This window comes from Actinomadura sp. RB99 (assembly GCF_014706005.1).
Classification (GTDB): domain Bacteria; phylum Actinomycetota; class Actinomycetes; order Streptosporangiales; family Streptosporangiaceae; genus Spirillospora.
The window spans coordinates 109,910-133,018 of sequence record NZ_JABMCA010000016.1; the positions used below are offsets into that span (position 1 = coordinate 109,910).

Genomic DNA, 23,109 nt, shown 5'->3' on the forward strand with positions numbered 1-23,109 from the left:
GGGGGCGTCCCCCCGCAGGGCACACGCATGACCGGGACGGAGACCGGGGCGGAGCCGCTGCTGGAGCTGGCCGGCGTCCGCGCCGGGTACGGCGCGATCGAGGTGCTGCACGGCGTCGACCTCGCGCTCAGGCCGGGCTCGCTGCTGGCGCTGCTCGGCCCGAACGGCGGCGGCAAGTCCACCACCATGCGTGTGTGCGCGGGCCTGCACCCGGCGACGGGCGGGGAACTGCGGTTCGCCGGGCGGAAGGTGAACGGCATCTCCGCGCAGGACGCCGCGAAGCTGGGCGTCTGCTCCATCCCGGAGGGCCGGGGCGTGTTCCCGAACCTGACCGTCCGGGAGAACCTGTGGGCCGCGACCGGAACCGGCGCGAAGCTCGCCGACCTGGAGGAGAAGGCGTACGGCCGCTTCCCGATCCTCGGGAAGCGGCGGGACCAGCTCGCCGGGTCGATGTCCGGCGGCGAGCAGCAGATGCTCGCGCTGTCGCGGGCGCTCGGCACCGACCCCGCGGTGCTGCTGCTCGACGAGCTGTCCATGGGCCTCGCGCCCATGATCGTGACGCGGATGTACGAGACGGTCGCCGAGCTGGTCGAGGAGGGCCTGTCGGTGCTGGTGGCCGAGCAGTTCGCGCGCGCCGTGCTGCCGATCGCCGACACCGCGGCGCTGATGCTGAACGGGCGGGTCGTGGCGGCCGGCGCGCCCGCCGAGATCGAGGGCCGGATGGCCGGCGACTACCTGGGAGGTTGACGATGCTCACCGAGGAACGACGCGAGAAGTTCAAGGACGACGTGGCCCGGCAGAGGCTGAAGGCCGACGGCCCGCGCTTCGACGGGGCGCTCCGGATCGCCGGCGCGCTCGCGATGGTCGTCGGGGTGGTCGGCGCGTTCGTCGCCTACAACGTCTCGCTCGCGCAGGACGACATGCGCGACGTCGGGTCGCTGCAGACGCTCGCCACCGGCTTCCTGGCGGTGACGGTTCTCGGCGCCGCGCTGTACCTGGCGTCCGCCGTGACCCGCGTCCTGCGGCTGTGGCTGCTGCGGCAGCTGCTGGAGCAGCAGTCCCACACCGACCAGATCACCGCGGCGCTCGAATCGCGCTGAGGCCCGTCGCTCCCAGTCAGCGGGATGTCCGGAACGTCCGGGCATCCCGCTGATTAACGTCGAGGGGCACCCACCCGGGCCCGCGGCGACCCGCAAGACTCACCCAGGGAACTCGATGACCAAGGAAACCCCCGATGTGTTCACCCCGGCGAAGCTGGGGCCGATCACGCTGCGCAACCGCACCATCAAGGCGGCCACCTACGAGGGGCTGACCAGGAAGGGGCAGGTCACCGACGCGCTGATCGACTTCCACGTGCGGCACGCGCGCGGCGGCGTCGGGATGACGACCGTGGCGTACTGCGCGGTGGCGCCGGAGGGCCGGACCGACAGCCGGCAGATCCACTGGCGGGACGAGGCGATGCCCGGCCTGCGGAAGCTGACCGACGCCGTGCACGCCGAGGGAGCCGCCGTCCAGGCGCAGATCGGGCACGCCGGCCCCGTCGCCAACCCCAAGAGCAACAAGCTCCCCTCGCTCGCGCCGAGCCGCCACTTCCACCTGACGACGCAGACCGTCGCCAAGGCCGCCACGCACGCGGACATCGAGCGGGTCGTCGAGGCGCACGCCCGCGCGGGCCGGATGGCGATCGAGGCCGGGTTCGACTCGATCGAGATCCACATGGGGCACAACTACCTGACCAGCTCGTTCCTCAGCCCCAAGGTCAACCACCGCAAGGACGAGTACGGCGGGTCGCTGGAGAACCGCGCCCGGCTGGCCCGCGAGATCGGCCGCGCCGTCCGCGACGCCGTCGGCGACCGCATCGCGGTCACCGCGAAGCTGAACATGGACGACGGCGTGCCCGGCGGCTTCTGGATCGACGAGGCGATCCAGGTCGCGCGGTGGCTGGAGGCGGACGGCTCGGTCGACGCCCTCCAGATGACCGCCGGCAGCTCCCTCCTCAACCCCATGTACCTGTTCAAGGGCGACGCGCCGCTGCACGAGTTCGCCGCCGTCATGAAGCAGCCGACCAGGCTCGGCATCAAGCTGATCGGCAAGCACTTCCTGAAGTCCTACCCGTACCGGGACCTCTACCTGCTCAAGGACGCCCTGCAGATCCGCGCGGCGGTGAAGCTGCCGATGATCCTGCTCGGCGGCGTCACCGACCGCGCCGGCATGGACACCGCCATGGCGGAGGGCTTCCAGTTCGTCGCGATGGCCCGCGCGCTGCTGCGCGAGCCCGACCTGATCAACCGGATCAAGGACGAGCCCGCCACCGGGTCGCTGTGCATCCACTGCAACAAGTGCATGACGGCGATCTACGGCGGCACCCACTGCGTCCTGTCCACCGAGCCCGCCTGGGGAAGCGCGAGTGCGTGACGAGACGATCGCGGACCTGCTCCTGGAGAGGCTGGGCGACGAGCGGCCCGGCCTGCGCAGCCGCGAGCGGACGTGGACGTGGGACGGGGTCGTCAGGGAGAGCGCCGCGCGCGCGGCGCTGGCCCGGGGGCTGCGCCGGGACGGACCGTTCCACATCGGCGTGCTGCTCGACAACGTGCCCGAGTACGTCCTGTGGCTGGGCGCGGCGGCGCTGAGCGGCGCGACCATCGTCGGGATCAACCCGACCCGCACCGGCGCGTACCTGGAGCAGGAGGTCCGGCACACCGACCTCCAGCTGATCATCACCGACGCGGCCGGCGCGAAGCTGCTGGACGGCCTGGACGTCGGCGTCCCCCGCGACCGCTTTCTGCTGGTCGACGACCCCGGCTACGCGCCGCTCGTCGAGAGCCACGCCTGCGAGCCCGAACGCGACCCGGCGATCACCCCGAAGACGCAGATGCTGCTGCTGTTCACCTCCGGCACGACCGGGGCGTCCAAGGCGGCGCGCTGCTCGCAGGGGCGGCTCGCCGAGCTGGGCCGCGCCAACAGCGCCAAGTACGACATCAAGCGCGACGACATCAGCTACTGCCCGATGCCGCTGTTCCACGGGAACGCGCTGATGGCGCTGTGGGCGCCGTCGCTGGCCGCCGGCGCGTGCGTCGTGCTGACGCCGAAGTTCTCCGCGTCCGGGTTCCTGCCGGACGTCCGCTTCTACGGCGCGACGTTCTTCACCTACGTCGGCAAGGCGATCGGCTACATCCTCACGACGCCGGAGCGGCCGGACGACGCCGACAACACCCTCACGCACGGGTTCGGCACCGAGGCGTCGCCGGAGGACAAGGCCGCGTTCCTGCGCCGCTTCGGCGCGCGGCTCGTCGAGGGGTACGGGTCCAGCGAGGGCGCCGGGATGATCAAGCGAGTGCCGGACACCCCGCCGACCGCGTTCGGCGTCCCGATGCACGGCGGCGTCCGCATCGTGAACCCCGAGACCCGCGAGACGTGCGCCCGCGCCGTCCTGGACGGGCACGGCCGCGTCACCAACCCCGAGGAGGCGGTCGGCGAGATCGTCGACGTCGACGGCGCCGAGAAGTTCGAGGGCTACTACAAGAACCCCGAGGCCGACGCCGAGCGCGTCCGGCACGGCTGGTACTGGACGGGCGACCTCGGCTACATCGACGAGGCCGGGTTCCTGTACTTCGCGGGACGGTCCGGCGACTGGATCCGGGTCGACTCCGAGAACATCTCCGCGCTGCTCACCCAGACCGTCGTCCGCCGCCACCCGAAGATCGTGGACGCGGTCGCGTTCGGCGTCCCGGACCCGCGCTCCGGCGACCAGGTGATGGCCGCGATCGAGATCCCCGCCGACGTGGAGTTCGCCGACCTGGATTTCGCCGCGTTCCTCGCCGCCCAGGACGACCTCGGCACCAAGGGCGCGCCGCGCTTCGTCCGCGTCTCGCACGCGCTGCCGACGACCGGCTCCGGCAAGCTCAGCAAGAAGCAGCTGCAACTGGAGGGGTGGCGCACCACCGACCCCGTCTACCGGTGGGCCGGCCGCGGCGCGCCCGACTACCGTCCGATGACCGAGGCGGACAAGGCGGCGCTCCGCGCGGAGTTCGCCGCCAGCGGCCGCGAACGCTTCCTCCCCTGACCCGCCCCGACCCCCCGACCCCACCGGACACGACCCCACCGGACACGGCCGAACCGGCTCGACGACCACGAGAGGCGTACATGGATCTGCGTGAGTCCGCAGCGCATCAGGAACTGCGCGCGGAACTGAGGGCCTACTTCGCGGCCCTGCTGCCCCCGGACGTCCGCCGCCGGGCCGGCGAGGAGGGCGTCGGCGGCGGCACGTTCCGCGAGATCGTCAAGATGCTCGGCCAGGACGGCTGGCTCGGCTACGGCTGGCCCACCGAGTACGGCGGGCAGGGCAAGTCGATCGCCGAGCAGTACGTGTTCTTCGACGAGGTGCAGCGCGCGGGCCTGCCGTTCCCGTTCGTCACCGTGAACACGGTCGGCCCGACGCTGATGCGGTACGGGACCGAGGAGCAGAAGAAGAGGTTCCTGCCCGGCATCCTCGCGGGCGACATCGTCTTCGCGATCGGCTACTCCGAGCCCGACGCCGGCACCGACCTGGCCTCGCTGCGCACCAGGGCCGTCCTCGACGGGGACCACTACGTCGTCGACGGGAACAAGGTGTTCACCAGCGGCGCCAACACCGCCGACTACGTCTGGCTCGCCGCGCGGACGAACCCGGACGTGCCGAAGCACAAGGGCATCTCGATCCTCATCGTCCCGACCAGCGCGGACGGCTTCTCCTGGAGCCCGATCCAGACGGTCGGCGGGATGGTCGTGACCGCGACCTACTACAACGGCATCCGCGTCCCGGCGACCGAGGTCGTCGGGGAGGTCGACGGCGGCTGGCGGCTCATCACCACCCAGCTCAACCACGAGCGGATCGGGCTCGCCGCGCTCGGCGGCCGGATGATCCGGCTGTGGGAGGACGTCCGGGACTGGGCCCGCGAGAACGGCGTCATCGACCTGCCGTGGGTGCGCGCCGACCTCGCCCGCACCTACGCCCGGCTCGAGGCGATGCGGCTGATGAACTGGAAGATGACGATGGCGGTCGAGGCCGGGGAGCTGACCGGCGCGCAGGCCGGCGCGGCGAAGTCCTACGGCACCGAGACGCACATCTTCGTGCAGCGGACGCTGACCGGGATCCTCGGCGCGGCGGGCCGGATCCGTCCCGAGTCGCCGGGCGCGGTGCTGTTCGGGCAGATCGAGCAGCTGTCCCGGCAGGGCATCGTCAACACCTTCGGCGGCGGCGTCAACGAGGTGCTGCGCGACATGGTCGCCGTCCAGGGGCTCGGGCTGCCGAGGGTGAAGCGGGCATGAGCGGCGCCGGCGTGAGCGGGGACTACGAGGAGCGCCTCCAGGCATGGGTCGGGCGCGAGCTGGTCGCGCGGCGCCCCGGGCAGGACCCGGTCAACGTGCCGATGATCCGGCACTGGGTCGAGGCGATGGAGGACGCGAACCCGATCTACCTGGACGAGGACGCCGCGAAGGCCACCGGGCGCGACGGCGTCGTGGCGCCCGCGTCGATGGTCCAGGCATGGACGATGCGGGGCTACGCGGCGACCGTCCGCCCGCCGTCCGAGCCGAGCGGGTTCGACGAGCTGGTGGCGCTGCTCGCCGAGGGCGGCTACACCTCCGTCGTCGCGACGGACTCCGAGCTGGAGTTCGAGCGGGAGCTCGTCCCGGGCGACCACGTGTCCGTCGAGGAGCACGTCGAGTCGATCTCTCCGGAGAAGAGGACCGGTCTCGGGGCCGGGCGGTTCGTCAGCACGGTGAAGACGTACCGGGACGCGTCCGGCGAGGTCGTCGCGACGCAGCGGTGGCGGACGCTCCGGTTCCGCCCCGCCGAGAAGCCCGCCGAGCAGGCCGCCGAGAAGCCCGCCGAGCAGGCGGAGGAGAAGCCGAAGGCGCTGCGGCCGCGTCCCGCGATCAACCCCGACAACGCGTTCTGGTTCGAGGCCGCCCGCGAGCACCGCCTCGTCGTCCAGCGGTGCGCCGACTGCAAGTCGCTGCGGCACCCGCCCGGCCCCTGCTGCCCCCAATGCGGCTCGTTCGCGTGGGACACCGTCGAGTCGTCCGGCCGGGGCCACGTCTACACCTTCACGGTCAACCACCACCCGCGGCACCCCGCGTTCGACTACCCGCTCGTGGTCGCGGTGATCGAGCTCGCCGAGGGCACCCGCCTGATCGCGAACATGGCGGGCGTCGAGCCCGCGGACGTCGAGGTCGGCATGCCCGTCGTCCTCGACTGGATCGACCCCGACCCTGACCTTTCGCTGCCGGTGTTCCGCCCGGCCGCACACGAGGAGCGCTGATGGACTTCACCCTTGGCGAGGAGCTGGAAGCGGTCAGGGACCTGGCCCGGCAGATCTTCACCGACCACGCCACGCAGGAGCGGATCCGCGCCGCCGAGCGCTCCGGCACCGGCACCGACCAGGCGCTCTGGGGCGAGCTCGCGTCCGCCGGGCTGCTCGGCGTCGCGCTGCCCGAGGACGCGGGCGGCGCCGGCCTCGGCGTCGGCGCGCTGTGCGTCCTGCTGGAGGAGCAGGGCCGCGCCGTCGCGCCCGTCCCGCTGTGGCCGTCGCTCGCCGCCGCGCTCACCCTGGCCGCGCACAACACCTCCGGGCTGCTGGTGTCCGGCGTCGTCGACGGGACGGCCCGGCTGACGCTCGCGCTGGAGGAGTTCGCGCCCGCCGACCCGGCGGACCCGCGCTGCGAGGCCGCCCGCGACGGCGACGGATGGCGGCTCACCGGCACCAAGGCCGCCGTCCCCTACGCCGAAGGCGCCGACTTCATGCTCGTCGCCGCCCGCACCCCGGCCGGCCCCGGCCTGTTCCTCCTCGGCACCGGCGTCGACGGGGTGAGCTGGGAGCACGTCGACACCACCGCGCACGACGGCGCCGCCACCCTGACCCTCGACGGCGCGCCCGCGCAGCAGCTCCCCGCCGGGTCCCTCGGCACCGCGCTGCGGCTGTCGCGCGTCGCGCTCGCCGCCGTCCAGACCGGCGTCGCCGACGGCGCGCTCCGCCTCGCCGCCGACTACCTCTCCACCCGCGAGCAGTTCGGCCGCCCGCTCGGCACCTTCCAGGCCGCGCAGCACCAGCTCGCCGACTGCTACATCGAGATCGACGCGCTGCGCGTCTCCGTGTGGCACGCCGTGTCGCTGATCGACGCGGGCGAGGACGCCGACACCGCCGTCCTGGTCGCCAAGTGGTGGTCGGACGAGGGCGGGCTCAACGTCGTCCACCGCGTCCAGCACCTGCACGGCGGCATCGGCGTCGACGTCGACTACCCCGTCCACCGGCACTTCCTGTGGGGCAAGCAGATCTCCGGGATGCTCGGCGGCGCGTCCGCCGACCTCGAGGCCCTGGGCGCCGCCCTGTGAGCGCGACCGCGAGCCGGACCGCGAGCCGCGCCTACGACGAGGTCGCCGTCGGGGAGGAGCTGCCCGCGCTGCCGATCCCGCTGACCCGGACGATGATCGTCGCGACCGCCCTGGCGAGCCGCGACTACCAGGACGTCCACCACGACCCGGCGCTCGCCGAGGAGCGCGGCTCCAAGGACGTCTTCATGAACATCCTGACCACCAACGGGCTCGTCGACCGGTACGTCACCTCCTGGGCGGGACCCGCCGCCCGGGTGAAGGCGATCAGGATCCGGCTCGGCGCCCCCAACTACCCGGGCGACACCATGGTCCTCACCGGCACCGTCTCCGCCAAGCACGACGACGGCCACCGCGTCGAGATCGCCGTGCGCGGCGTCAACGCGATCGGCCCGCACGTCACCGGGACCGTCGTCGTCGAGCTTCCCGCCGGCCGAGAGCAGGGAGGCGCCGCGTGAGCGTCCTGCCCGGCGCCGCCGCGATCGCCGGCATCGGCGCCACCGAGTTCTCCAAGGAGTCCGGGCGCAGCGAGTTGCAGCTCGCCTGCGAGGCCGTCCTCGCCGCCATCACCGATGCCGGGCTCGAACCGTCCGACGTCGACGGCCTGGTCACCTTCACGGCCGACACCAGCAGCGAGATCCACATCGCGCGCAACCTCGGCATCGGCGAGCTGACGTTCTTCTCCCGCGTCGGGTACGGCGGCGGCGCCGCCTGCGGCACCGTCCAGCAGGCCGCGATGGCCGTCGCGACCGGCGTCGCCGACGTCGTCGTCTGCTACCGCGCGTTCAACGAGCGGTCCGGCGAGCGCTACGGCCTCGGCCAGGCGAACCGGCCGATGGACGTCAGCGCCGACCGCGCCGCCTACTCGTGGATGACCCCGTTCGGGCTGTCGACCCCGGCGCAGTGGGTCGCCATGTTCGCCACCCGCTACATGCACGAGTACGGCGCGACCAGCGAGGACTTCGGCCGCGTCGCCGTCGTCGACCGCGCGCACGCCGCCACCAACCCCAAGGCGTGGTTCCACGGGCGGCCCATCACCCTCGAAGAGCACCAGGCGTCCCGCTGGATCGCCGAACCCCTCCACCTGCTGGACTGCTGCCAGGAGAGCGACGGCGGCCAGGCCCTCGTCATCGTGTCCGCGCAGCGCGCCCGCGACCTCCCGCACCGTCCCGCCCTCATCTGGGGCGCCGCGCAGGGCTCGGGCAACGACCAGCACATGATGACGAGCTACTACCGCTCCGAGATCTCCGGCATCCCCGAGATGGGGCTCGTCGGACGCCAGCTCTACGCCCAGTCGAGCCTGACGCCCGCCGACATCCAGGCCGCGATCCTCTACGACCACTTCACGCCGCTCGTCCTCCCGCAGCTGGAGGAGCTCGGCTTCTGCGCCAGGGGCGAGGCCAAGGACTTCATCGCCGACGGCAACCTCGCGCTCACCGGCCGCCTGCCGTTCAACACCCACGGCGGCCAGCTCGGCGAGGCCTACATCCACGGCATGAACGGCATCGCCGAGGCCGTCCGGCTGGTGCGGGGCACCTCGGTGAACCAGCCGGGCGACGTCCACAACGTCCTGGTCACCGCCGGAACCGGCGTCCCGACCAGCGGCCTGATCCTGGGAGCGGACCAGTGAACGCCGGCGACTGGAAGGGCCGCGCCCTCGGCGCCCGCACCGTCGAGTACGACGAGACGCGCCCCATCCTCTACGCGCTCGCGGTCGGCGCGCACGCCACCGACCTCGACCTCGTCTTCGAGGAGAGGCTGCGGGTCCTGCCGACGTTCGCGCTGACGCTCGCGCAGTGGGCGCCCGACGCGCTCGGCTCCGCGGGCGCCTTCGACGTCCGGACGGCGGTGCACGGGACGCAGCGACTCCGCGTCCTCGCGCCCCTCCCGCGCGCGGGCGCCGTCGAGATGTCCGCGCACGTCTCCGACGTCTGGGACAAGGGCCGCGCGGCCGTCTTCGACGTCACCGTGACCAGTCCGTACTTCGAGGCGACGTGGTCGCTGTTCGCGCCCGGATCCGGCGGCTTCGGCGGCGAGCGGGGCCCGTCGGCGCGGCCCCGGCCGTCCGGGGCGCCGGACCTGTCCGTGCCCGTCCGGACGGACCCGGACCAGGCGGCGCTCTACCGGCTGCTGGGCGACCGGCACCACATGCACATCGACCCGGAGGCGGCCAAGGCCGCGGGCATGCCGCGGCCCTTCATGCACGGCCTGTGCACCCTGGCCGCCGTGACCCTGCCGCTGGCCGCCGCGGTCGGCGCCCACCCCGCCGACCTGGAGGAACTCGAAGCGCGCTTCGCCTCCCCGGTGTTCCCCGGCGACGAGCTCGCCGTCGAGGCGTGGAAGGACGGCGGCGCGACGGCCTTCGAAGCCTCCGTGGACGGCACCACGGTCCTGTCCGCCGCCCGGGCGGCCTTCACCGGGGCGCGTTAGGGTTCGAGGCGTGGTGAGGACGCGGATCGACGTCGGGCGGGTCCGGGCGGCTCGCGAGATGATCGATCCGGTCTTCCTCGACACGCCGCTGTACCGGTGCGAGGCGCTGGAGCCGGAGCTCGGGTGCGCGGTGAGCGTCAAGCTGGAGACCGCGAACCCGGTCCGCAGCTTCAAGGGGCGCGGCACCGAGGTGGTCGCGAGCCTGCTCGCCGGTCCCGGTCCCGGTCCCGGTCCCGGTGCCGGCGCGGGTTCGCGGGCCGCGGTGTGCGCCAGCGCGGGCAACCTCGGCCAGGCCCTCGCCTGGTCGGGCCGCCGCCGGGGGCTCGACGTCACCGTCGTCGCGTCCCGCTCCGCGCCCGCGGCCAAGCTCGACCGCATCCGCGCGCTGGGCGCCCGGCTGGAACTGGTGGACGGCGACTTCGAGGCGGCCCGCGAGCGTGCCGCCGACGTCGCGCGCCACGACGGCGTCCGGCTCGTCGAGGACAGCCTGGACATCGAGACCTGCGAGGGCGCGGCGACCATCGGCCTGGAGCTGGCGGACGCCGCGCCGGCGTTCGACGCCGTCCTCATCGCGCTCGGCGGCGGGGCGCTGGCCACCGGCGTGGGCCAGGTGCTCAAGGCCCTGGCGCCCGGCGTCGAGGTGATCTGCGTGCAGCCGCTGGGCGCGCCGGCGATGACGCTGTCGTGGCGCCGGGGACGCGTCGTCACCACCGGCCCGACCGACACGATCGCCGACGGCGTCGCGGGCCGGCGGCCCATCCCGGTCGTCCTGGACGACCTCCTCCAGGTCGCCGACGACGCCGTCCTGGTCCGTGAGGACTCGATCATCGCGGGCATGCGGATGCTCCTCGACCACGCGGGCCTGGTCGTCGAACCGTCGGCCGCGCTCGGCGTCGCGGCGGTCCTCGAAGACCGGGACCGCTTCGCCGGGCGGCGCGTGGCCACCATCGTGTGCGGCGGTAACGTCGACATGGACGCCTATCGCCGATGGGTCGGCATCGCTCCGGGCATCGCCTCCGGTCACGGGGCCTGAGGCGGGCGCCGGTCACGCCGGCTGCTCGTCCTCGGGCGCGAGCAGGGAGGCCAGCGCGGCGGCGGCTTCGAGGAGGGCTCTGGAGCGGGCGTCGATGGCCGCGTCACGGGCGTCGAAGGTGGCGGTCAGGTCGGCCCATCGCCGGGCGCGGCGCAGCTCCGGCATGAGGGCGCGGAGCGGGGCGATGCGGTGGCCGGCCAGGCGGAGCTGGTGGACGATCCGTGCGTCCCGGACGTCCGCGGGCGAGTACCTGCGCGCGCCGCTCGGACCGGTCCTGGCGGGGACGACGAGGCCCTCGGCGTCCCAGTGGCGCAGCGTGGACGTGCGGACGCCGAGGGCGGCGGCCAGCTCGGACACGGTCATCGCGTCGGACGGGCGGACGTCACCGATGGGCTCGGCCGTGATCGCCTCGGCGGCGTCCCGGGCGAGCGCGAGGTCCCGGCGCTCGGCGGCGAGGCGGGCGTGCGCCTCGTCCAGCAGAGCGAGCAGGCCGGAGCCGAGGTGGGCCTGCGCCGCGCGCATGATCGTCTTAGCCTCGACGGGGCCCGTGGCGGCGGCGAGGGCCCGGTAGGCGAGCGCGGACCGGACGTGGGCCTCGGTGTAGCGCCGGTAGCCCGAGGCGGTGCGCGACGCGGGCGGGAGCACGCCGTCGCGTTCGAGGTTGCGCACCTGCTGGACGGAGCACCCCGCGCGGCGGGCGACGTCGACCGTGCGCAGCGAGTTGCGACTTCTCACGGCGCGGCCTCGTGCTTTCCGTGTCGAAGTCTCCACAAGCACATGAATGTAACGCTAGAAGGCATGAGCATCGAGGAGATCATCGAGTTCGTCCGCGGCCTCGGAGGCGTGCTGGTCCTCCAACCCGGGCAGGACGACGGTTCGCCCGAGATCGCGTGGGGCGACGCGTTCTTCTACTACGCGCCGGACGGGGCCGTCCCGAAGGCGACGCAGCCGTTCGCGACGGTCGTGACGAAGGACTATCCGGGCGACGAGGAGTCGCGGCTGGACCGGCCCGGCGCGTTCCGGGTGAACATCGCCGCCGGTAAAGACGCCTTCGCGCGGTGGACGGCGCAGGGCCCCGGCGATCCGAGCGCGGCGGACGTCCTGCAGGCGCACCCCGTCTACGCGGACGCGGGCTGGCTCGCCGTAGTGAATCCGGGACCGGCGACCGGAGAGGCGATGCGGGAGCTGCTCCGCACCGCGCACGGCCAGGCCCGCCGCCGCTACGAGAGGCGCTCCGCCCTCCGCCGGCCGTAAGCGGGGCGAGCGGCGCGGTCAGTGGCGGCGGGTGAGGAACAGGTGGAGGAGGCAGAGGACGGCTAGGGCGGTGCAGGCGGCGAGGGCCGCCGTGGCGCCGTGGGGGAGGAGGACGCCGCCGAGGACGGTGCCGGCTCCGATGCCGGCGTAAAGGGCGGAGGCGTTCAGCCCGACGACGACGGCGGTCTCTTGCGGGGCGGCGTTGATGAGGCGGACCTGCTGGGCCGGGGTCTGGAACCAGGTGGTGGCGCCCCAGGCGATCATCAGGAGCGCGGTGACCGGGAGCCATGACGTGCCCGTCGCGGACGCGCAGGTGAGCAGGGCCAGGGTCGCGGCGAGGGCGGTGTAGCCGGCGGCCTGGACGCGGAGGGGGCCGTGGCGGTCGACGCGCGCCCCCGCCACCAGGTTGCCGGCGACGGCCCCGGCGCCGTAGAGGAACAGCAGCCAGGGCTCCGCGCTCCCGCCGGCGCCGAGTGCCCGCATGATGGGGACGGCGTAGGCGTACAGCCCGTAACCGGCGGCCATGCCGAGGACGGTGAGCGGCAGGACGGCGACGACGCCGGGGTGGCGCAGCGCGGCGAGCCGCCGGCGGAGCGGGATGCGGGGGCCGCCGGGGAGCGCGGGCATCGCGCGGAGCACGCCCGCGGCGGCGACCGCGCACAGGGCCGCGACGAGGGCGAGCGCGGCGTGCCAGTCGAGGGTCCGGGCGGCGAGGCTGCCGAGGGGGACGCCCAGGGCGGTGGCGACGGTGAGGCCGCCGATGACGACGGCCAGGGCGCGGGCGCGCTGGGCGGGGGCGACGAGCGAGGCGGCGACCGCTCCGGCGTTGGGGGTGAAGGCCGCCGCGCCGGCCGCGGCGACGACGCGCGACACCATGAGGGCCGTGAAGTCCGGCGCGAGCGCGGAGCCGAGGTTGGCGGCGGCCAGCACGGCGAGCGCGGCGACGAGCAGGGCGCGGCGGGGGACGCGGGCGAGGACGGTCGCGAGCACGGGGGACAGCACGGCGTAGGTGATCGCGAAGGCGGTGGCGGACTGCCCGGCGGTGCCTTCGGAGACGTGCAGCGAGGACGCCATGTCGGGCAGGAAGCCGGCGACCACGTAGGCGTCGGTCCCGACGGCGAAGGTGCCGAGCCCGAGGATCAGCGTGGATCCGAGCCCGCGCGGGGCGGGGTCCGCGGCCGGTGCGGACCGCGCCTCCCTCTGTCGATGTATCGGGGTATTCAATGTCCCTGTTTCCTCTCCAGAGAAGCCCAGGCCATGCGGCGGTCGGTGCGGTGGTCGGTCGGCGGGGGCGGTCGGTCGGCGGGGCGGTCAGTCGGTGAGGCGGCCGTAGTTGCGCCGGGTGCGGGCGCCGCCGTCGGGGGCGCGGTCCATCAGGTCGGCGATGGTGGTGCCGGCCAGTTCGCGGCGCCACGCCAGTTCGGCGCGGCGCATCAGGGCGGAGATGCCGCAGGGGGCGTCGAACTCGCGGCCGGCGTCACGGCCGCCGATCCCGCGCTGCCGGATCTCGGTGCAGCGGAACGCCTCGAGCGGCCCTTCGAGGGCGGTGACGACCTCCATCACCGAGATCCTCCCGGGCGGGCGGGCGAGCGACCAGCCGCCGCGCACGCCCGGCGCCGAGGTCAGGATCCCGGCGCGGGCGAGCGGCTGGAGGCGCTTCTTCAGGTACTCCTGCGGCAGGTCGAACCAGGCGGCCAGCCGCCGGATCGACACCGGCGCGCGGTCGTCCAGCCAGCCGAGCGTCACGCAGCAGTGCAGTCCCCACTCGACGCCCTCGCCCATCCTCATGAACCGGGACTATACATGTCCCCGTTTAGGCGGCGAGGCCCAGGGAGGCGATCAGGTCGCGCATCTCGTCCCGGTAGACGGCCGCCGGGTCTTGCACGAGCGGGCGGAGGTGTCCGTAGATCTCCAGCGCCATCAGCCCGTGCATCCGCCCCCACACCCGCAGGGTCAGCGCGAGCGCCTCGGGCGGCAGTTCGGGGAAGTCCTCCCGCACGTGGCCGACGAGCCCGGGGTCGAAGTCGTCCCAGGCGTAGCGGCGGCCGTCCGCCTGGAGCGCGGCGGCGGCCGGCCAAGCGGCGGCGACGAGGCCGACGAGGCCGGTGCAGGCGCGCAGCTCGGCGGCCTTGCCGGGGCCGTCGCCCGGCGCCTGGTACCCGGGCACCGGGTCGCCGTAGATCAGCCGGAAGCCCTCCGGGTTGGCCACCGCCCACTCCCGCATGGCCTGCGCCCAGGCCAGGATCCGGCCGCCCGGGTCGGACTCCGGGACGGCGTCGCGGGCGGCCTCGGCGGTGTCCACCGCCGCGCCGTACACGTCGCCGATCAGCGTCGTGACCAGGTCGTCGCGGGTGGCGAAGTAGCTGTAGATCGCGCCGGCCGTCATGCCCATCTCGCGGGCGATGGCGCGCAGCGAGATCGCGTCCGGGCCGCCCCCCGCCAGCAGCTTGAGCGCGATCGCCTTGATCTCGTCGCTGGTCTGCGCGCGCAGCCGGGCGCGGCGGCTCGGGGTCGGGTCGTTCACGCTTGACACTCTACAGCGTTGGACTACTGTACGGCGTGCTCTAACTGAACGGCGTGTAGTAAATCAACGGCATGTAGGAGATGGCATGGAAGGGCACCGGCCACGGCTCGCGCTGCTGGCATTGACGCAGCTCATCGTGGCTCTCGACTACAACATCGTGTACGTGGCGCTGCCCGGCATCGGGTCCGCGCTCGGCTTCGGCCCGTCATCCGTCCAGTGGGTGGTCAGCGCCTACTCGGTCGGGCTCGGCGGGCTCCTGCTGTTCGGCGGGCGGGCCGTGGACCGGCTCGGCGCCCGCCGGATGTTCATGACCGGCCTCGCGCTGTACGGCGCCGCCTCGCTCGCGGGCGGCCTGGCGTCCGGTGCGGGGACGCTCGTCGCCGCCCGCGCGGTGCAGGGCGCGGGCGGCGCCCTGCTGACGCCCGCGACGCTCGCCCTCATCTACCGCGGATTCGCCGAGGGCCCCGCGCGCAACAAGGCGCTCGGCGCCTGGGGGATGGCGGGCAGCGCGGGGCTCGCCGCCGGGTCCCTGCTGGGCGGCGTCCTGACCCACTACCTGGGCTGGGAGTGGGTGTTCTTCGTCAACGTGCCGCTGGCGCTCGGCTGCGCCCTCGCGGCGCCGCGGCTGCTGCCCGCCGACCCGGCCCGCGCGCCCGGCTCGTTCGACGTGCCGGGCGCGGTGCTCGCCACCGCGGGATCGGCGCTGCTGGTGTTCGGGCTGGCGAGCGGCCCGGACGCCGGATGGGCGTCCCCGCGCGGCGCCGGGTCGCTGGCCGCCGGCGCCGTCCTGTTCGCGGTGCTGCTCGCGGTGGAGGCCCGCACCCGCGACCCGCTCATCCCGCTGCGGCTGGCGCGCGGCCGCGGCCTCGCCACCACCATGGTCGTGATCGCCGTCTTCCAGGGCACGCTCGGCGGCGGCTACTACATCCTGACCTCCTACCTGCAGCCCGTCCTCGGCTACAGCTCGCTGGAGGCGGGGCTGACGTTCCTGCCGCTGACGCTGGTCTGCATGCTCGCCGCGCTCAAGGCCACCCCGGTGCTGCTCGGACGCTGGGGGATCCGCACCACGCTCGCCGTCTCGACGATCGGCACGGGCGCGGGCATCGCCGCGATGGTCGCCGGCACCACGGCCGGCGGCGGCTTCTGGACGCTGCTGCCCGGCAGCGTCGTCTGGGGCCTGTTCGGCGGCGTCGCGTTCGTGACGCTGTTCGCCTCCGCCGGCGCGGGCGTCCCGCCGGAGCAGCAGGGCGTCGCGTCCGGGCTGGCCAGCAGTGCCAAGGAGATCGGCGGCGCCCTCGGGCTGGCGGCGTTCGTCGCGATCGCCAACGGCCCGGGCGACCTCCTGCACGGCCTGCACGCCGCCGGCTGGGCCGCCGCGGCCGCCACCGTCGCGGGCGGCCTGATCGCCTTCGTCCTCGAACCCGCCCGTCCCGAGGTCCGGGACGGGGAGTCCACCTCTCTCGAAGGAGCCCTCCGATGACCGCGACCGACCTGATCAACGCCTACCTCGACATCTGGAACGAGCGGGACGCCGCCGCCCGGGAGTCGCTCATGGGATCCGTCCTCACCCACGACGCGCTCTACAGCGACCCCGACTACGCGGGCCTGCGCGGGCACGCGGAACTGTCGGAGGCGATCGGGCGCGCCCAGGCGAACTTCGGCGACCTGCGCTTCGCGCTCGGCGACGTGATCGGCGTCCACCACGACCGGGCGCTGTTCACCTGGCGGCTGGGCGAGGCCGCGACCGGCTACGACGTCGTCGAGTTCGACGGCGACCGCATCCGCGGCGTCGTCGGGTTCTTCGGATGACCGGAGACCGCTGCTGCGAGTACGGCGCCGTCGACCTGGGCGCGCTGTGACGTGCGGCCGGGGCCGTCCCCCGTGGGACCGGCCCCGGCCGGACGCGCGGGTCAGGGGAGGGTGGACAGGTCGATCGTCGACACCGCCGCGGCGTCGTGGCGGATCGTGTACCGCCCGCCGGCCAGCGACGGCAGGTCGGCCAGCGGGACGAGGTGCGGGAAGTCGGCGGTCGCCACGCGGACGCGGAGGCGGTGGCCCGCCGGGACGGTGGCGAACGCCGGCCGGATCTCGATGTCGTACCGGGTCACCGCCCCGGGCACGACCGGCCGCCGCGCCGCGCGGGTGAGCGGGTGGTACGGGTACACCCAGCCGCCGGACGCGCCCCTCCAGCTGCGCTTCCCGTCGACCGCGCGCATCGAGCCCATGAGCGCGCCGCCGCTGAGGTCGGTGGACGTCCCGTCGGGCGCGACGTCCTCCAGGGTGAGCGCCCACAGCGTCTCCGGGCGGGTGGACGCGGCGCGCAGCGTCACGCCGATCGGCCCGGCGAGTCTCAGCGGCGCGGCCAGCGCCGGTGACGTGTAGGTGGTCTCGCCGGGCCCCCTGACGGGTTCGCGCTGGGAGCCCGTGCAGGGCGAGGCGACGCCCGCACCGGCGAAGAGCTGCGACAGCAGCCCGGCGGCGAACTGGTCGGTGGACCGGGTGCACGGGTTCGACAGGCCGGTGAACGCGATGGGGTCGGCGGGTTCGGCGCCGGTCGGCCGCGCGGAGGTCAGGCGTCCCTGGGAGTGCAGGTACATCCGGGTCGGGCGCGCCTGCGCGAGGGGGTAGTCGGCGGTGTCGTAGCGCCGTCCGCCGGGCTCGATCACGTGGAGGGGAGTGGCGGTGGAGACGGTGCCGCGTCCCTTCAGCCAGTGGTCGAACCAGGCGAGCTGGATCGCGTCGAGGTCCTGCCCGCTGCCCATGTCGCCGTGCGTCCACGGGCCGTAGAGCAGCTGGTACTTGTCGGAGACGGGCTGGCCGGGCGTCATCGGCGCGGTCACCGGACGGCCCGCCGCCGCGTTCTGCAGCCCGCTGTAGAGCAGCGGTTCGCCGCGCTGGAAGACGTCGTAGAGCCCGCCGACGAGATGGACCGCGACGCCGTTGGCGACGATCCTGCGGAGGACGCTCTCGGGCGCCCGCTCCTTCCACCAGGCGTTGTCGTACCTGCGCGGGCCGTTGGTGAGCATGTCGCGCGCGATCGTCAGCTCGAACGGCCCGGCCTGCATGAGGTGCTCGTAGGCGAGGACGAGCGCGGCCGCCGGATCCTTGGGCAGCTCCACGAACGGCGTGGTGACCCGGGTGACCCCGTAGCCGAAGACCAGGCCGAGCGGCGACTCGACGTTGAGCGCGCCGCCGCTGACGAACAGGTCGCGGTACGGGTCGGCGGACGCCGCCATCGGGAAGATCGCCTTGAGCGGGGAGTGCGGGCCGACGGCGGCGGCGGTGAACAGCTGGTCGATCGCCAGGTACGACAGGCCGAGCATGCCGACCTCGCCGCTGGAGTTCGGCAGCCGCGCCGCCCAGTTCACGATCTGCGCGCCGGCCTGCGCCTCGGACGGCTCGAACAGGTCGAACCTCCCCTGCGAGCCGCCCGTCCCGGGGACGTCCACGACGAGTCCCAGGTAGCCGCGTTCGATGAGGTACGGGTTGAGCCCGCCGGTGCCGGGCGAGCCGGTCTCCGCCGACGGCGTCTTGCCGTACGGGGTGAACCCGATGATGACCGGGAACGGGCCGCGCGCCGGTTTCCCGGTGGCGCGGTCGGTGGGCACGTGCAGGTCGGCGCGCAGCAGCGTCCCGTCCTTGAGCTTCAGCGCGAGGTTGCGCCGCACGGCGATGCCGTAGGGCGCCGCCGGCGCGGGCGCCGCCGAGGCGGGGACGGCGAGCGCGGCGAGGACCAGGATCAGCGAGCACGCGGCTGCGAGACGGCGCATGGCGCGACTCCCGGGGTCGGAGGTGCTTGGGCGGGACGCTAACAACCCGCGCGCCCGCCGGGAACCCCAAACGAACAAAAATGTTTATTTGATGTCCTACCCGCCGGCCGCGCGAGCGTCTCGCGGGGTACCGGTGAGCGGGACGGTGTGGCGGATCCGGGGTGACCGGGGCCACCATGGGCTCTCATGGGCGAACTGACGATTCCGGCGGTGTTGGCACGGGCGGCGGAGGCGTTTCCGGACGCCGAGGCCGTGGTGGACGGGGACGTCCGCGTGACGTTCGCGGAGCTGCGGGACCGGGTGCGGGAGGCGACGGCCGCGTTCGCCGGCGCCGGGATCGAGCCGGGCGACCGGATCGCGATCTGGGCGCCGAACGGGCTGCCGTGGATCGTCACCGTCCTCGGCGCCATGGGCGCGGGCGCGACGCTCGTCCCGCTCAACACCCGGTACAAGGGCGACGAGGCGCGCTGGCCGCTGACCCGCGCCCGCGTGAGGATGCTGTTCGTCGCCGACGGCTTCCTCGGCATCGACTACCCCGGCATGCTCGGCGTCGACGCGACCGGCGCCTACCCCGGCCTGCCCGACCTGAAGGCCGTCGTCACGTTCAACGGCGAGGAGCGGCCGGGCGTGACGTCCTGGGCCGGGTTCGCCGGCAAGGCCGTCCCGCTCGCGGAGGCGGACGCGCGGGCCGCCGCCGTCCGCCCCGGCGACGTCGCCGACATCCTGTTCACGTCCGGGACGACCGGCAAGCCCAAGGGCGTGATGTGCACGCACGAGCAGAACGTCCGGACGTTCGAGGCGTGGGCCGCGCGGACCGGCGTGCACGCCGGCGACCGCTACCTCATCGTGAACCCGATGTTCCACTCGTTCGGCTACAAGGCCGGCGTGATCGCGTGCGTGCTGAAGGGCGCCACGATGGTGCTCCAGCCGGTGTTCGAGGTGGCGGAGACGCTGCGGATCATCGAGGCGGAGCGGATCACGGTGCTGCCCGGCCCGCCGACGATCTACACCTCGCTGCTGGACGCGCCGGGCCGCGCCGAGCGCGACCTGTCCTCGCTGCGGCTCGCGGTGACCGGCGCCGCCGACGTGCCCGTCGCGCTCGTCCGGCGGATCCGCGAGGAGCTGTTCCCGCAGGTCATCACCGCCTACGGGCTGACGGAGTGCTCCGGCACGGTGTCCGCCTGCTCGCTGGACGACGATGACGAGACGATCGCGACGACGTGCGGCCGGGCCATCGACGACGTCGAGGTGAAGATCGTCGACGACCGGGGCGAGCCGGTGCCGGCCGGTACCGACGGGGAGATCCTCGTCCGCGGCTACAACGTGATGAGCGGCTACCTCGACGACCCGGAGGCGACCGCCGAGACCATCCGGGACGGCTGGCTCGACACCGGCGACCGGGGCCGCCTGGACGAGCGCGGCAACCTGTCCATCACCGGCCGGTCCAAGGAGATGTTCGTCGTCGGCGGGTTCAACGTGTACCCGGCGGAGGTCGAGGACGTCCTCGCCCGGCACGCCGCGGTCGCCGAGTCCGGCGTCGTCGGCGTCCCGGACGCCCGGATGGGCGAGGTCGGCCGCGCCTACGTCCGGCTCCGCCCCGGCCGCACCGCGACCGCGGACGAGCTGATCGCGCACTGCCGGGAGCGGCTCGCGAACTTCAAGGTCCCCAAGGAGGTCGTCTTCGTGGACGACCTCCCCAAGACCGCCTCCGGCAAGGTCCGCCGCGTCGAGCTCAAGGAGCAGGCCGGCGCCTGACCCGTTCACCTGCGGCGGGTCGCTGTTCACGGTGCCTCCCGTGAAAGGCGACCCGCCGCGGGCCGAACGTCAGAGGGCGGCGACGACGCGGGCGCGGTGCTCGGAGGGGGTGCCCCAGGCCGAGTACAGGGCGCGGGCCTTGCGGATCCACAGGGACGGGTCGTACTCGTCGGTGTAGCCGATGGCGGCGTGCACCTGCAGCGCCGTCTTCGCCGCGAGGTACGACGCGTCGGACGCGGCGACCTTCGCGGCCGACGCGTCCCGCGCGAAGTCGCCCGTCCCGTACGACAGGGCCGCGCCGTAGACGAGCGGCCGCGCGAACTCCAGCTCCACCATCGCGGTGGCGAGGTGGTGCTTGACGGACTGGTACTCGCCGATCGGGCGCCCGAACTGCTGCCGGGTCTTCGCGTACTCCACCGACACGTCCAGCAGGGCGCGGCCGAGGCCGACCTGCTGCGCGGCGCACAGCAGCACGCCGAGGTCGGTGCGGCCGGACGGCGCGCTGTCCACCCGGAACAGGCGGCGGGCCGGGTCGAGGGACGCGACGCGCCCGCCGGCCCGCACGGCGGTCCCGTCGGCGGCGACGACCAGGTCCGCGACGTCGGCGTCCAGCGCGTGCGGGACGGCGACCGACACCAGCGCCTCGCCCTCGGCGATCCTCGCCAGCAGGTCCCCGTCGCCCAGGAACTCGGCCGCGGCGAGCGTCTCGACGTACGGGCCGGGCGCGGCGGCGCGCCCCAGCTCCTCCATCGCGACGGCCAGCTCGACGGGGAGCAGCCCGGCGCCGCCGTGCTCCTCCGGGACGGCCAGCGCGAACACGCCCGCCTCGGCGGCCTGCGACCACAGCGCCCGGCCCGGCGCCGCGTCGCCCGCCGCCCATGCGCGGACGGCCTTCGCGGTTTGCGCGCCGGCCAGCAGCCGGCGCAGCGTCTCGCCGAACATCCGCTGCTCGGCGGAGAGGACGAACTTCACCGGGACCCCCTCGGGAGGCCGAGCAGCCGCTCGGCGATCACGTTGCGCTGGATCTCGTTGGTGCCCGCGTAGATCGGGCCGGCCAGGGAGAACACGTAGCCCTCCAGCCAGTCGGAGTCGAGCTCGCCGTCCGGGCCGAGCAGGTCCAGCGCGGTCTCGTGCAGCGCCACGTCCAGCTCCGACCAGAAGATCTTGTTGAGGCTGGACTCCGCGCCGATGTCGTCGTCCCGGGAGATCGTCTCGAAGCCCTTCAGCCGGTACGCGCGGGACCGGATCCACGCGTCCGCGACCCGGTCGCGCAGCGCCGTGTCGGACGGGTCGGCGCGCTCCTTCCACAGCTCGACGAGCCGCTCGGTCGCGGCGGTGAACCGGCCGGGGCTGCGCAGCGTGAGCCCGCGCTCGTTGCCCGCGGTGCTCATCGCGACCCGCCAGCCGTCGCCGGGCGCGCCGATGACGTCCTCGTCCGGGACGAACACCCCGTCCAGGAACAGCTCGGCGAAGGCCGGCTTGCCGTCCAGCCGGCCGATCGGGCGGACCGTCACGCCCTCGGCGTCCAGCGGGAACATCAGGTACGTCAGGCCCTTGTGCCGCGACGACTCGGGGTCGGAGCGGAACAGGCCGAAGCCCCGGTCGGCGAACGCGGCGCGCGAGCTCCACGTCTTCTGGCCGTTCAGCAGCCACCCGCCGTCGGTGCGGGTCGCGGTGGAGCGCAGCGCGGCGAGGTCGCTGCCCGCGCCGGGCTCCGACCACGCCTGCGCCCAGATCACCTCGCCCGCGGCCATCGGCGGCAGCACCCGCGCGAGCTGCTCGGGCGTGCCGTGCTTGAGCAGCGTCGGCGCCAGCAGGTTGATGCCGTTCTGGCTGACCCGGCCCGGCGCGTTCGCCGCGTAGTACTCCTCCTCGAAGATCAGCCACTGGAGGACGGAGACGCCGCGCCCGCCGTACTCCTCCGGCCACGACACGACGCCGAGCCGCGCCCCGCCCAGCCGCCGCTCCCACTCCCGGTGGAGCGCGAAGCCCTCCTCGGTCTCCAGCGACGGCAGCGGCTCGGCCGGCACGTTCGCGCGCAGCCAGCCGCGTACCTCGGCGCGGAACGCCTCGTCCGCCGCCCCGAATTCAAGATCCATGCGGTGCCTCCCTCATGCTCCTGGCGTCCTGCCCGCCCAGCGAGTCGCCGCCGGTCTCCGCGTTGTGCGCGTGGGCGAGATGGTGCAGGCCGAACACCGCGTCCATGCCCGCGTGCATGCCCTGGAGGTCCTCGGCCTGGTTCACGGCCTTCTTGGTGAGCGCGAGGCCCATCCGGGGCATCGCGGCGATCCGCCCCGCGAGCGCGAGGGTCTCCTCCTCCAGCGCGTCGCGCGCGACGACCCGGTTGACCCAGCCCAGCTCGTACGCGCGGGACGCGGGCATCCGGTCGCCGGTGTAGAGGAACTCCTTGGCGACGCGCGGCGGCATCACCCACGGGTGCGCGAAGTACTCCACGCCCGGGATGCCCATCCGGACGACCGGGTCGGCGAAGAACGCGTCGTCCGACGCCACGATCAGGTCGCACACCCAGGCCAGCATCAGCCCGCCCGCCACGCACGCGCCCTGCACCGACGCGATCATCGGCTTCGGGATCTCCCGCCAGCGGCGGCACATCCCGAGGTACACCTCCGACTCGCGGGCGAACCGGCTCTCCGCGCCCGCCTTGCCGACGTGGTCCCACCACATCCCCGCGCGGCGCGGGAACGTCGCGTCGGCGTCCCGTCCCGGGGTGCCGATGTCGTGCCCGGCGGAGAAGTGCGGCCCCGCCCCGGCCAGCACGATCACCGCGACGCCGTCGTCCTCGGCGGCGCGGTAGAACGCCTCGTCGAGGGCGTACGTCATGGCGGAGTTCTGCGCGTTGCGGTACTCCGGCCGGTTCATCGTGACGACCGCGACGGCGCCGCGCCGCTCGTACTCGACGACCACGTCGCCTCCCTTCTTTCTAACAACTGTTTGGTAGAGTAGCCGCCGCCGT

Annotated in this window: 23 protein-coding genes; 15 read left to right on the plus strand and 8 right to left on the minus strand. The window is 74.0% G+C overall.

Annotated features, from left to right (window positions below; translation table 11 throughout):
* Positions 1–27 precede the first annotated feature (27 nt).
* From amrb99_RS17375 to amrb99_RS17425, 11 genes are all read left to right on the plus strand, one after another.
* Complete coding sequence (locus amrb99_RS17375) at positions 28–747, plus strand: ABC transporter ATP-binding protein (protein WP_190857026.1); 720 nt, start codon at positions 28–30, stop codon at positions 745–747.
* 2 nt (positions 748–749) lie between these two features.
* On the plus strand, positions 750–1,100 hold the full coding sequence (locus tag amrb99_RS17380; RefSeq protein ID WP_190857027.1) for a hypothetical protein: 351 nt from the start codon (positions 750–752) through the stop codon (positions 1,098–1,100).
* A gap of 115 nt (positions 1,101–1,215) precedes the next feature.
* Entirely contained in the window at positions 1,216–2,415 is a 1,200-nt protein-coding gene (locus tag amrb99_RS17385; RefSeq protein ID WP_190857028.1) for an NADH:flavin oxidoreductase, read from the plus strand.
* Positions 2,408–4,063, plus strand: a complete 1,656-nt coding sequence (locus tag amrb99_RS17390; protein ID WP_190857029.1) for an AMP-binding protein — start codon at positions 2,408–2,410, stop codon at positions 4,061–4,063. The genes amrb99_RS17385 and amrb99_RS17390 overlap by 8 nt, the downstream gene beginning before the upstream one ends.
* 80 nt (positions 4,064–4,143) lie before the next feature.
* On the plus strand, positions 4,144–5,307 hold the full coding sequence (locus amrb99_RS17395; RefSeq protein WP_190857030.1) for an acyl-CoA dehydrogenase family protein: 1,164 nt from the start codon (positions 4,144–4,146) through the stop codon (positions 5,305–5,307).
* Positions 5,304–6,302 (plus strand): bifunctional MaoC family dehydratase N-terminal/OB-fold nucleic acid binding domain-containing protein, encoded by a 999-nt coding sequence (locus tag amrb99_RS17400; RefSeq protein WP_190857031.1) that lies wholly within the window; start codon positions 5,304–5,306, stop codon positions 6,300–6,302. The genes amrb99_RS17395 and amrb99_RS17400 overlap by 4 nt, the downstream gene beginning before the upstream one ends.
* The gene (locus amrb99_RS17405) at positions 6,302–7,372 is read left to right on the plus strand and encodes an acyl-CoA dehydrogenase family protein (RefSeq protein WP_190857032.1); all 1,071 of its coding nucleotides are present in this window, start codon (positions 6,302–6,304) and stop codon (positions 7,370–7,372) included. The genes amrb99_RS17400 and amrb99_RS17405 overlap by 1 nt, the downstream gene beginning before the upstream one ends.
* Positions 7,369–7,827, plus strand: coding sequence for a MaoC family dehydratase (locus tag amrb99_RS17410; protein WP_347256719.1), 459 nt, complete (start codon positions 7,369–7,371; stop codon positions 7,825–7,827). The genes amrb99_RS17405 and amrb99_RS17410 overlap by 4 nt, the downstream gene beginning before the upstream one ends.
* Positions 7,824–8,999 (plus strand): lipid-transfer protein, encoded by a 1,176-nt coding sequence (locus amrb99_RS17415; protein WP_190857033.1) that lies wholly within the window; start codon positions 7,824–7,826, stop codon positions 8,997–8,999. The genes amrb99_RS17410 and amrb99_RS17415 overlap by 4 nt, the downstream gene beginning before the upstream one ends.
* Positions 8,996–9,799, plus strand: coding sequence for a MaoC/PaaZ C-terminal domain-containing protein (locus tag amrb99_RS53180; protein WP_190857034.1), 804 nt, complete (start codon positions 8,996–8,998; stop codon positions 9,797–9,799). Before amrb99_RS17415 ends, amrb99_RS53180 begins: the two co-directional genes overlap by 4 nt.
* Before the next feature lie 10 nt (positions 9,800–9,809).
* Complete coding sequence (locus amrb99_RS17425) at positions 9,810–10,832, plus strand: pyridoxal-phosphate dependent enzyme (protein WP_190857035.1); 1,023 nt, start codon at positions 9,810–9,812, stop codon at positions 10,830–10,832.
* Between the two features lie 12 nt (positions 10,833–10,844).
* Here amrb99_RS17425 and amrb99_RS17430 read toward each other — a convergent pair whose 3' ends face one another.
* Positions 10,845–11,567 carry a MerR family transcriptional regulator gene (locus amrb99_RS17430; RefSeq protein WP_347256720.1) on the minus strand — a complete coding sequence of 241 codons (723 nt, stop codon included), beginning with the start codon at positions 11,565–11,567 and terminating at the stop codon, positions 10,845–10,847.
* A 63-nt stretch (positions 11,568–11,630) separates the two neighbouring features.
* On the opposite strand from amrb99_RS17430, the gene amrb99_RS17435 reads away from it, so the two are divergent.
* Positions 11,631–12,086: a DUF6194 family protein gene (locus amrb99_RS17435; RefSeq protein ID WP_190857036.1), complete on the plus strand. Its 456-nt coding sequence runs from the start codon at positions 11,631–11,633 to the stop codon at positions 12,084–12,086.
* A gap of 18 nt (positions 12,087–12,104) precedes the next feature.
* Here the strand turns inward: amrb99_RS17435 and amrb99_RS17440 are convergent, their stop codons facing one another.
* The 3 genes from amrb99_RS17440 to amrb99_RS17450 all read right to left on the minus strand — a co-directional run bounded on the left by amrb99_RS17440 (position 12,105) and on the right by amrb99_RS17450 (position 14,610).
* Positions 12,105–13,310 carry an MFS transporter gene (locus amrb99_RS17440; RefSeq protein ID WP_194736916.1) on the minus strand — a complete coding sequence of 402 codons (1,206 nt, stop codon included), beginning with the start codon at positions 13,308–13,310 and terminating at the stop codon, positions 12,105–12,107.
* Between the two features lie 87 nt (positions 13,311–13,397).
* Positions 13,398–13,874: an Rrf2 family transcriptional regulator gene (locus amrb99_RS17445; RefSeq protein WP_190857037.1), complete on the minus strand. Its 477-nt coding sequence runs from the start codon at positions 13,872–13,874 to the stop codon at positions 13,398–13,400.
* 25 nt (positions 13,875–13,899) lie between these two features.
* On the minus strand, positions 13,900–14,610 hold the full coding sequence (locus amrb99_RS17450; protein ID WP_190857038.1) for a WHG domain-containing protein: 711 nt from the start codon (positions 14,608–14,610) through the stop codon (positions 13,900–13,902).
* A gap of 85 nt (positions 14,611–14,695) precedes the next feature.
* Between amrb99_RS17450 and amrb99_RS17455 the strand changes: the two genes are divergently transcribed.
* Together amrb99_RS17455 and amrb99_RS17460 are read left to right on the plus strand one after the other, a co-directional pair.
* Positions 14,696–16,090 (plus strand): MFS transporter, encoded by a 1,395-nt coding sequence (locus amrb99_RS17455; RefSeq protein ID WP_190857039.1) that lies wholly within the window; start codon positions 14,696–14,698, stop codon positions 16,088–16,090.
* The gene (locus amrb99_RS17460) at positions 16,087–16,419 is read left to right on the plus strand and encodes a nuclear transport factor 2 family protein (protein ID WP_190857040.1); all 333 of its coding nucleotides are present in this window, start codon (positions 16,087–16,089) and stop codon (positions 16,417–16,419) included. Before amrb99_RS17455 ends, amrb99_RS17460 begins: the two co-directional genes overlap by 4 nt.
* Before the next feature lie 101 nt (positions 16,420–16,520).
* On the opposite strand, the gene amrb99_RS17465 is transcribed toward amrb99_RS17460, so the two are convergent.
* The gene (locus tag amrb99_RS17465; RefSeq protein WP_190857041.1) at positions 16,521–18,380 is read right to left on the minus strand and encodes a CocE/NonD family hydrolase; all 1,860 of its coding nucleotides are present in this window, start codon (positions 18,378–18,380) and stop codon (positions 16,521–16,523) included.
* 186 nt (positions 18,381–18,566) lie between these two features.
* On the opposite strand from amrb99_RS17465, the gene amrb99_RS17470 reads away from it, so the two are divergent.
* Entirely contained in the window at positions 18,567–20,135 is a 1,569-nt protein-coding gene (locus tag amrb99_RS17470; protein WP_190857042.1) for a FadD3 family acyl-CoA ligase, read from the plus strand.
* A gap of 69 nt (positions 20,136–20,204) precedes the next feature.
* On the opposite strand, the gene amrb99_RS17475 is transcribed toward amrb99_RS17470, so the two are convergent.
* The 3 genes from amrb99_RS17475 to amrb99_RS17485 are packed head-to-tail and all read right to left on the minus strand — an operon-like array spanning position 20,205 to position 23,060.
* Positions 20,205–21,107, minus strand: coding sequence for an acyl-CoA dehydrogenase family protein (locus tag amrb99_RS17475; RefSeq protein WP_190857043.1), 903 nt, complete (start codon positions 21,105–21,107; stop codon positions 20,205–20,207).
* Positions 21,104–22,234 carry an acyl-CoA dehydrogenase family protein gene (locus tag amrb99_RS17480; RefSeq protein ID WP_190857044.1) on the minus strand — a complete coding sequence of 377 codons (1,131 nt, stop codon included), beginning with the start codon at positions 22,232–22,234 and terminating at the stop codon, positions 21,104–21,106. Before amrb99_RS17480 ends, amrb99_RS17475 begins: the two co-directional genes overlap by 4 nt.
* Positions 22,224–23,060, minus strand: coding sequence for an enoyl-CoA hydratase (locus amrb99_RS17485; RefSeq protein WP_347256721.1), 837 nt, complete (start codon positions 23,058–23,060; stop codon positions 22,224–22,226). The genes amrb99_RS17480 and amrb99_RS17485 overlap by 11 nt, the downstream gene beginning before the upstream one ends.
* Positions 23,061–23,109 lie beyond the last annotated feature (49 nt).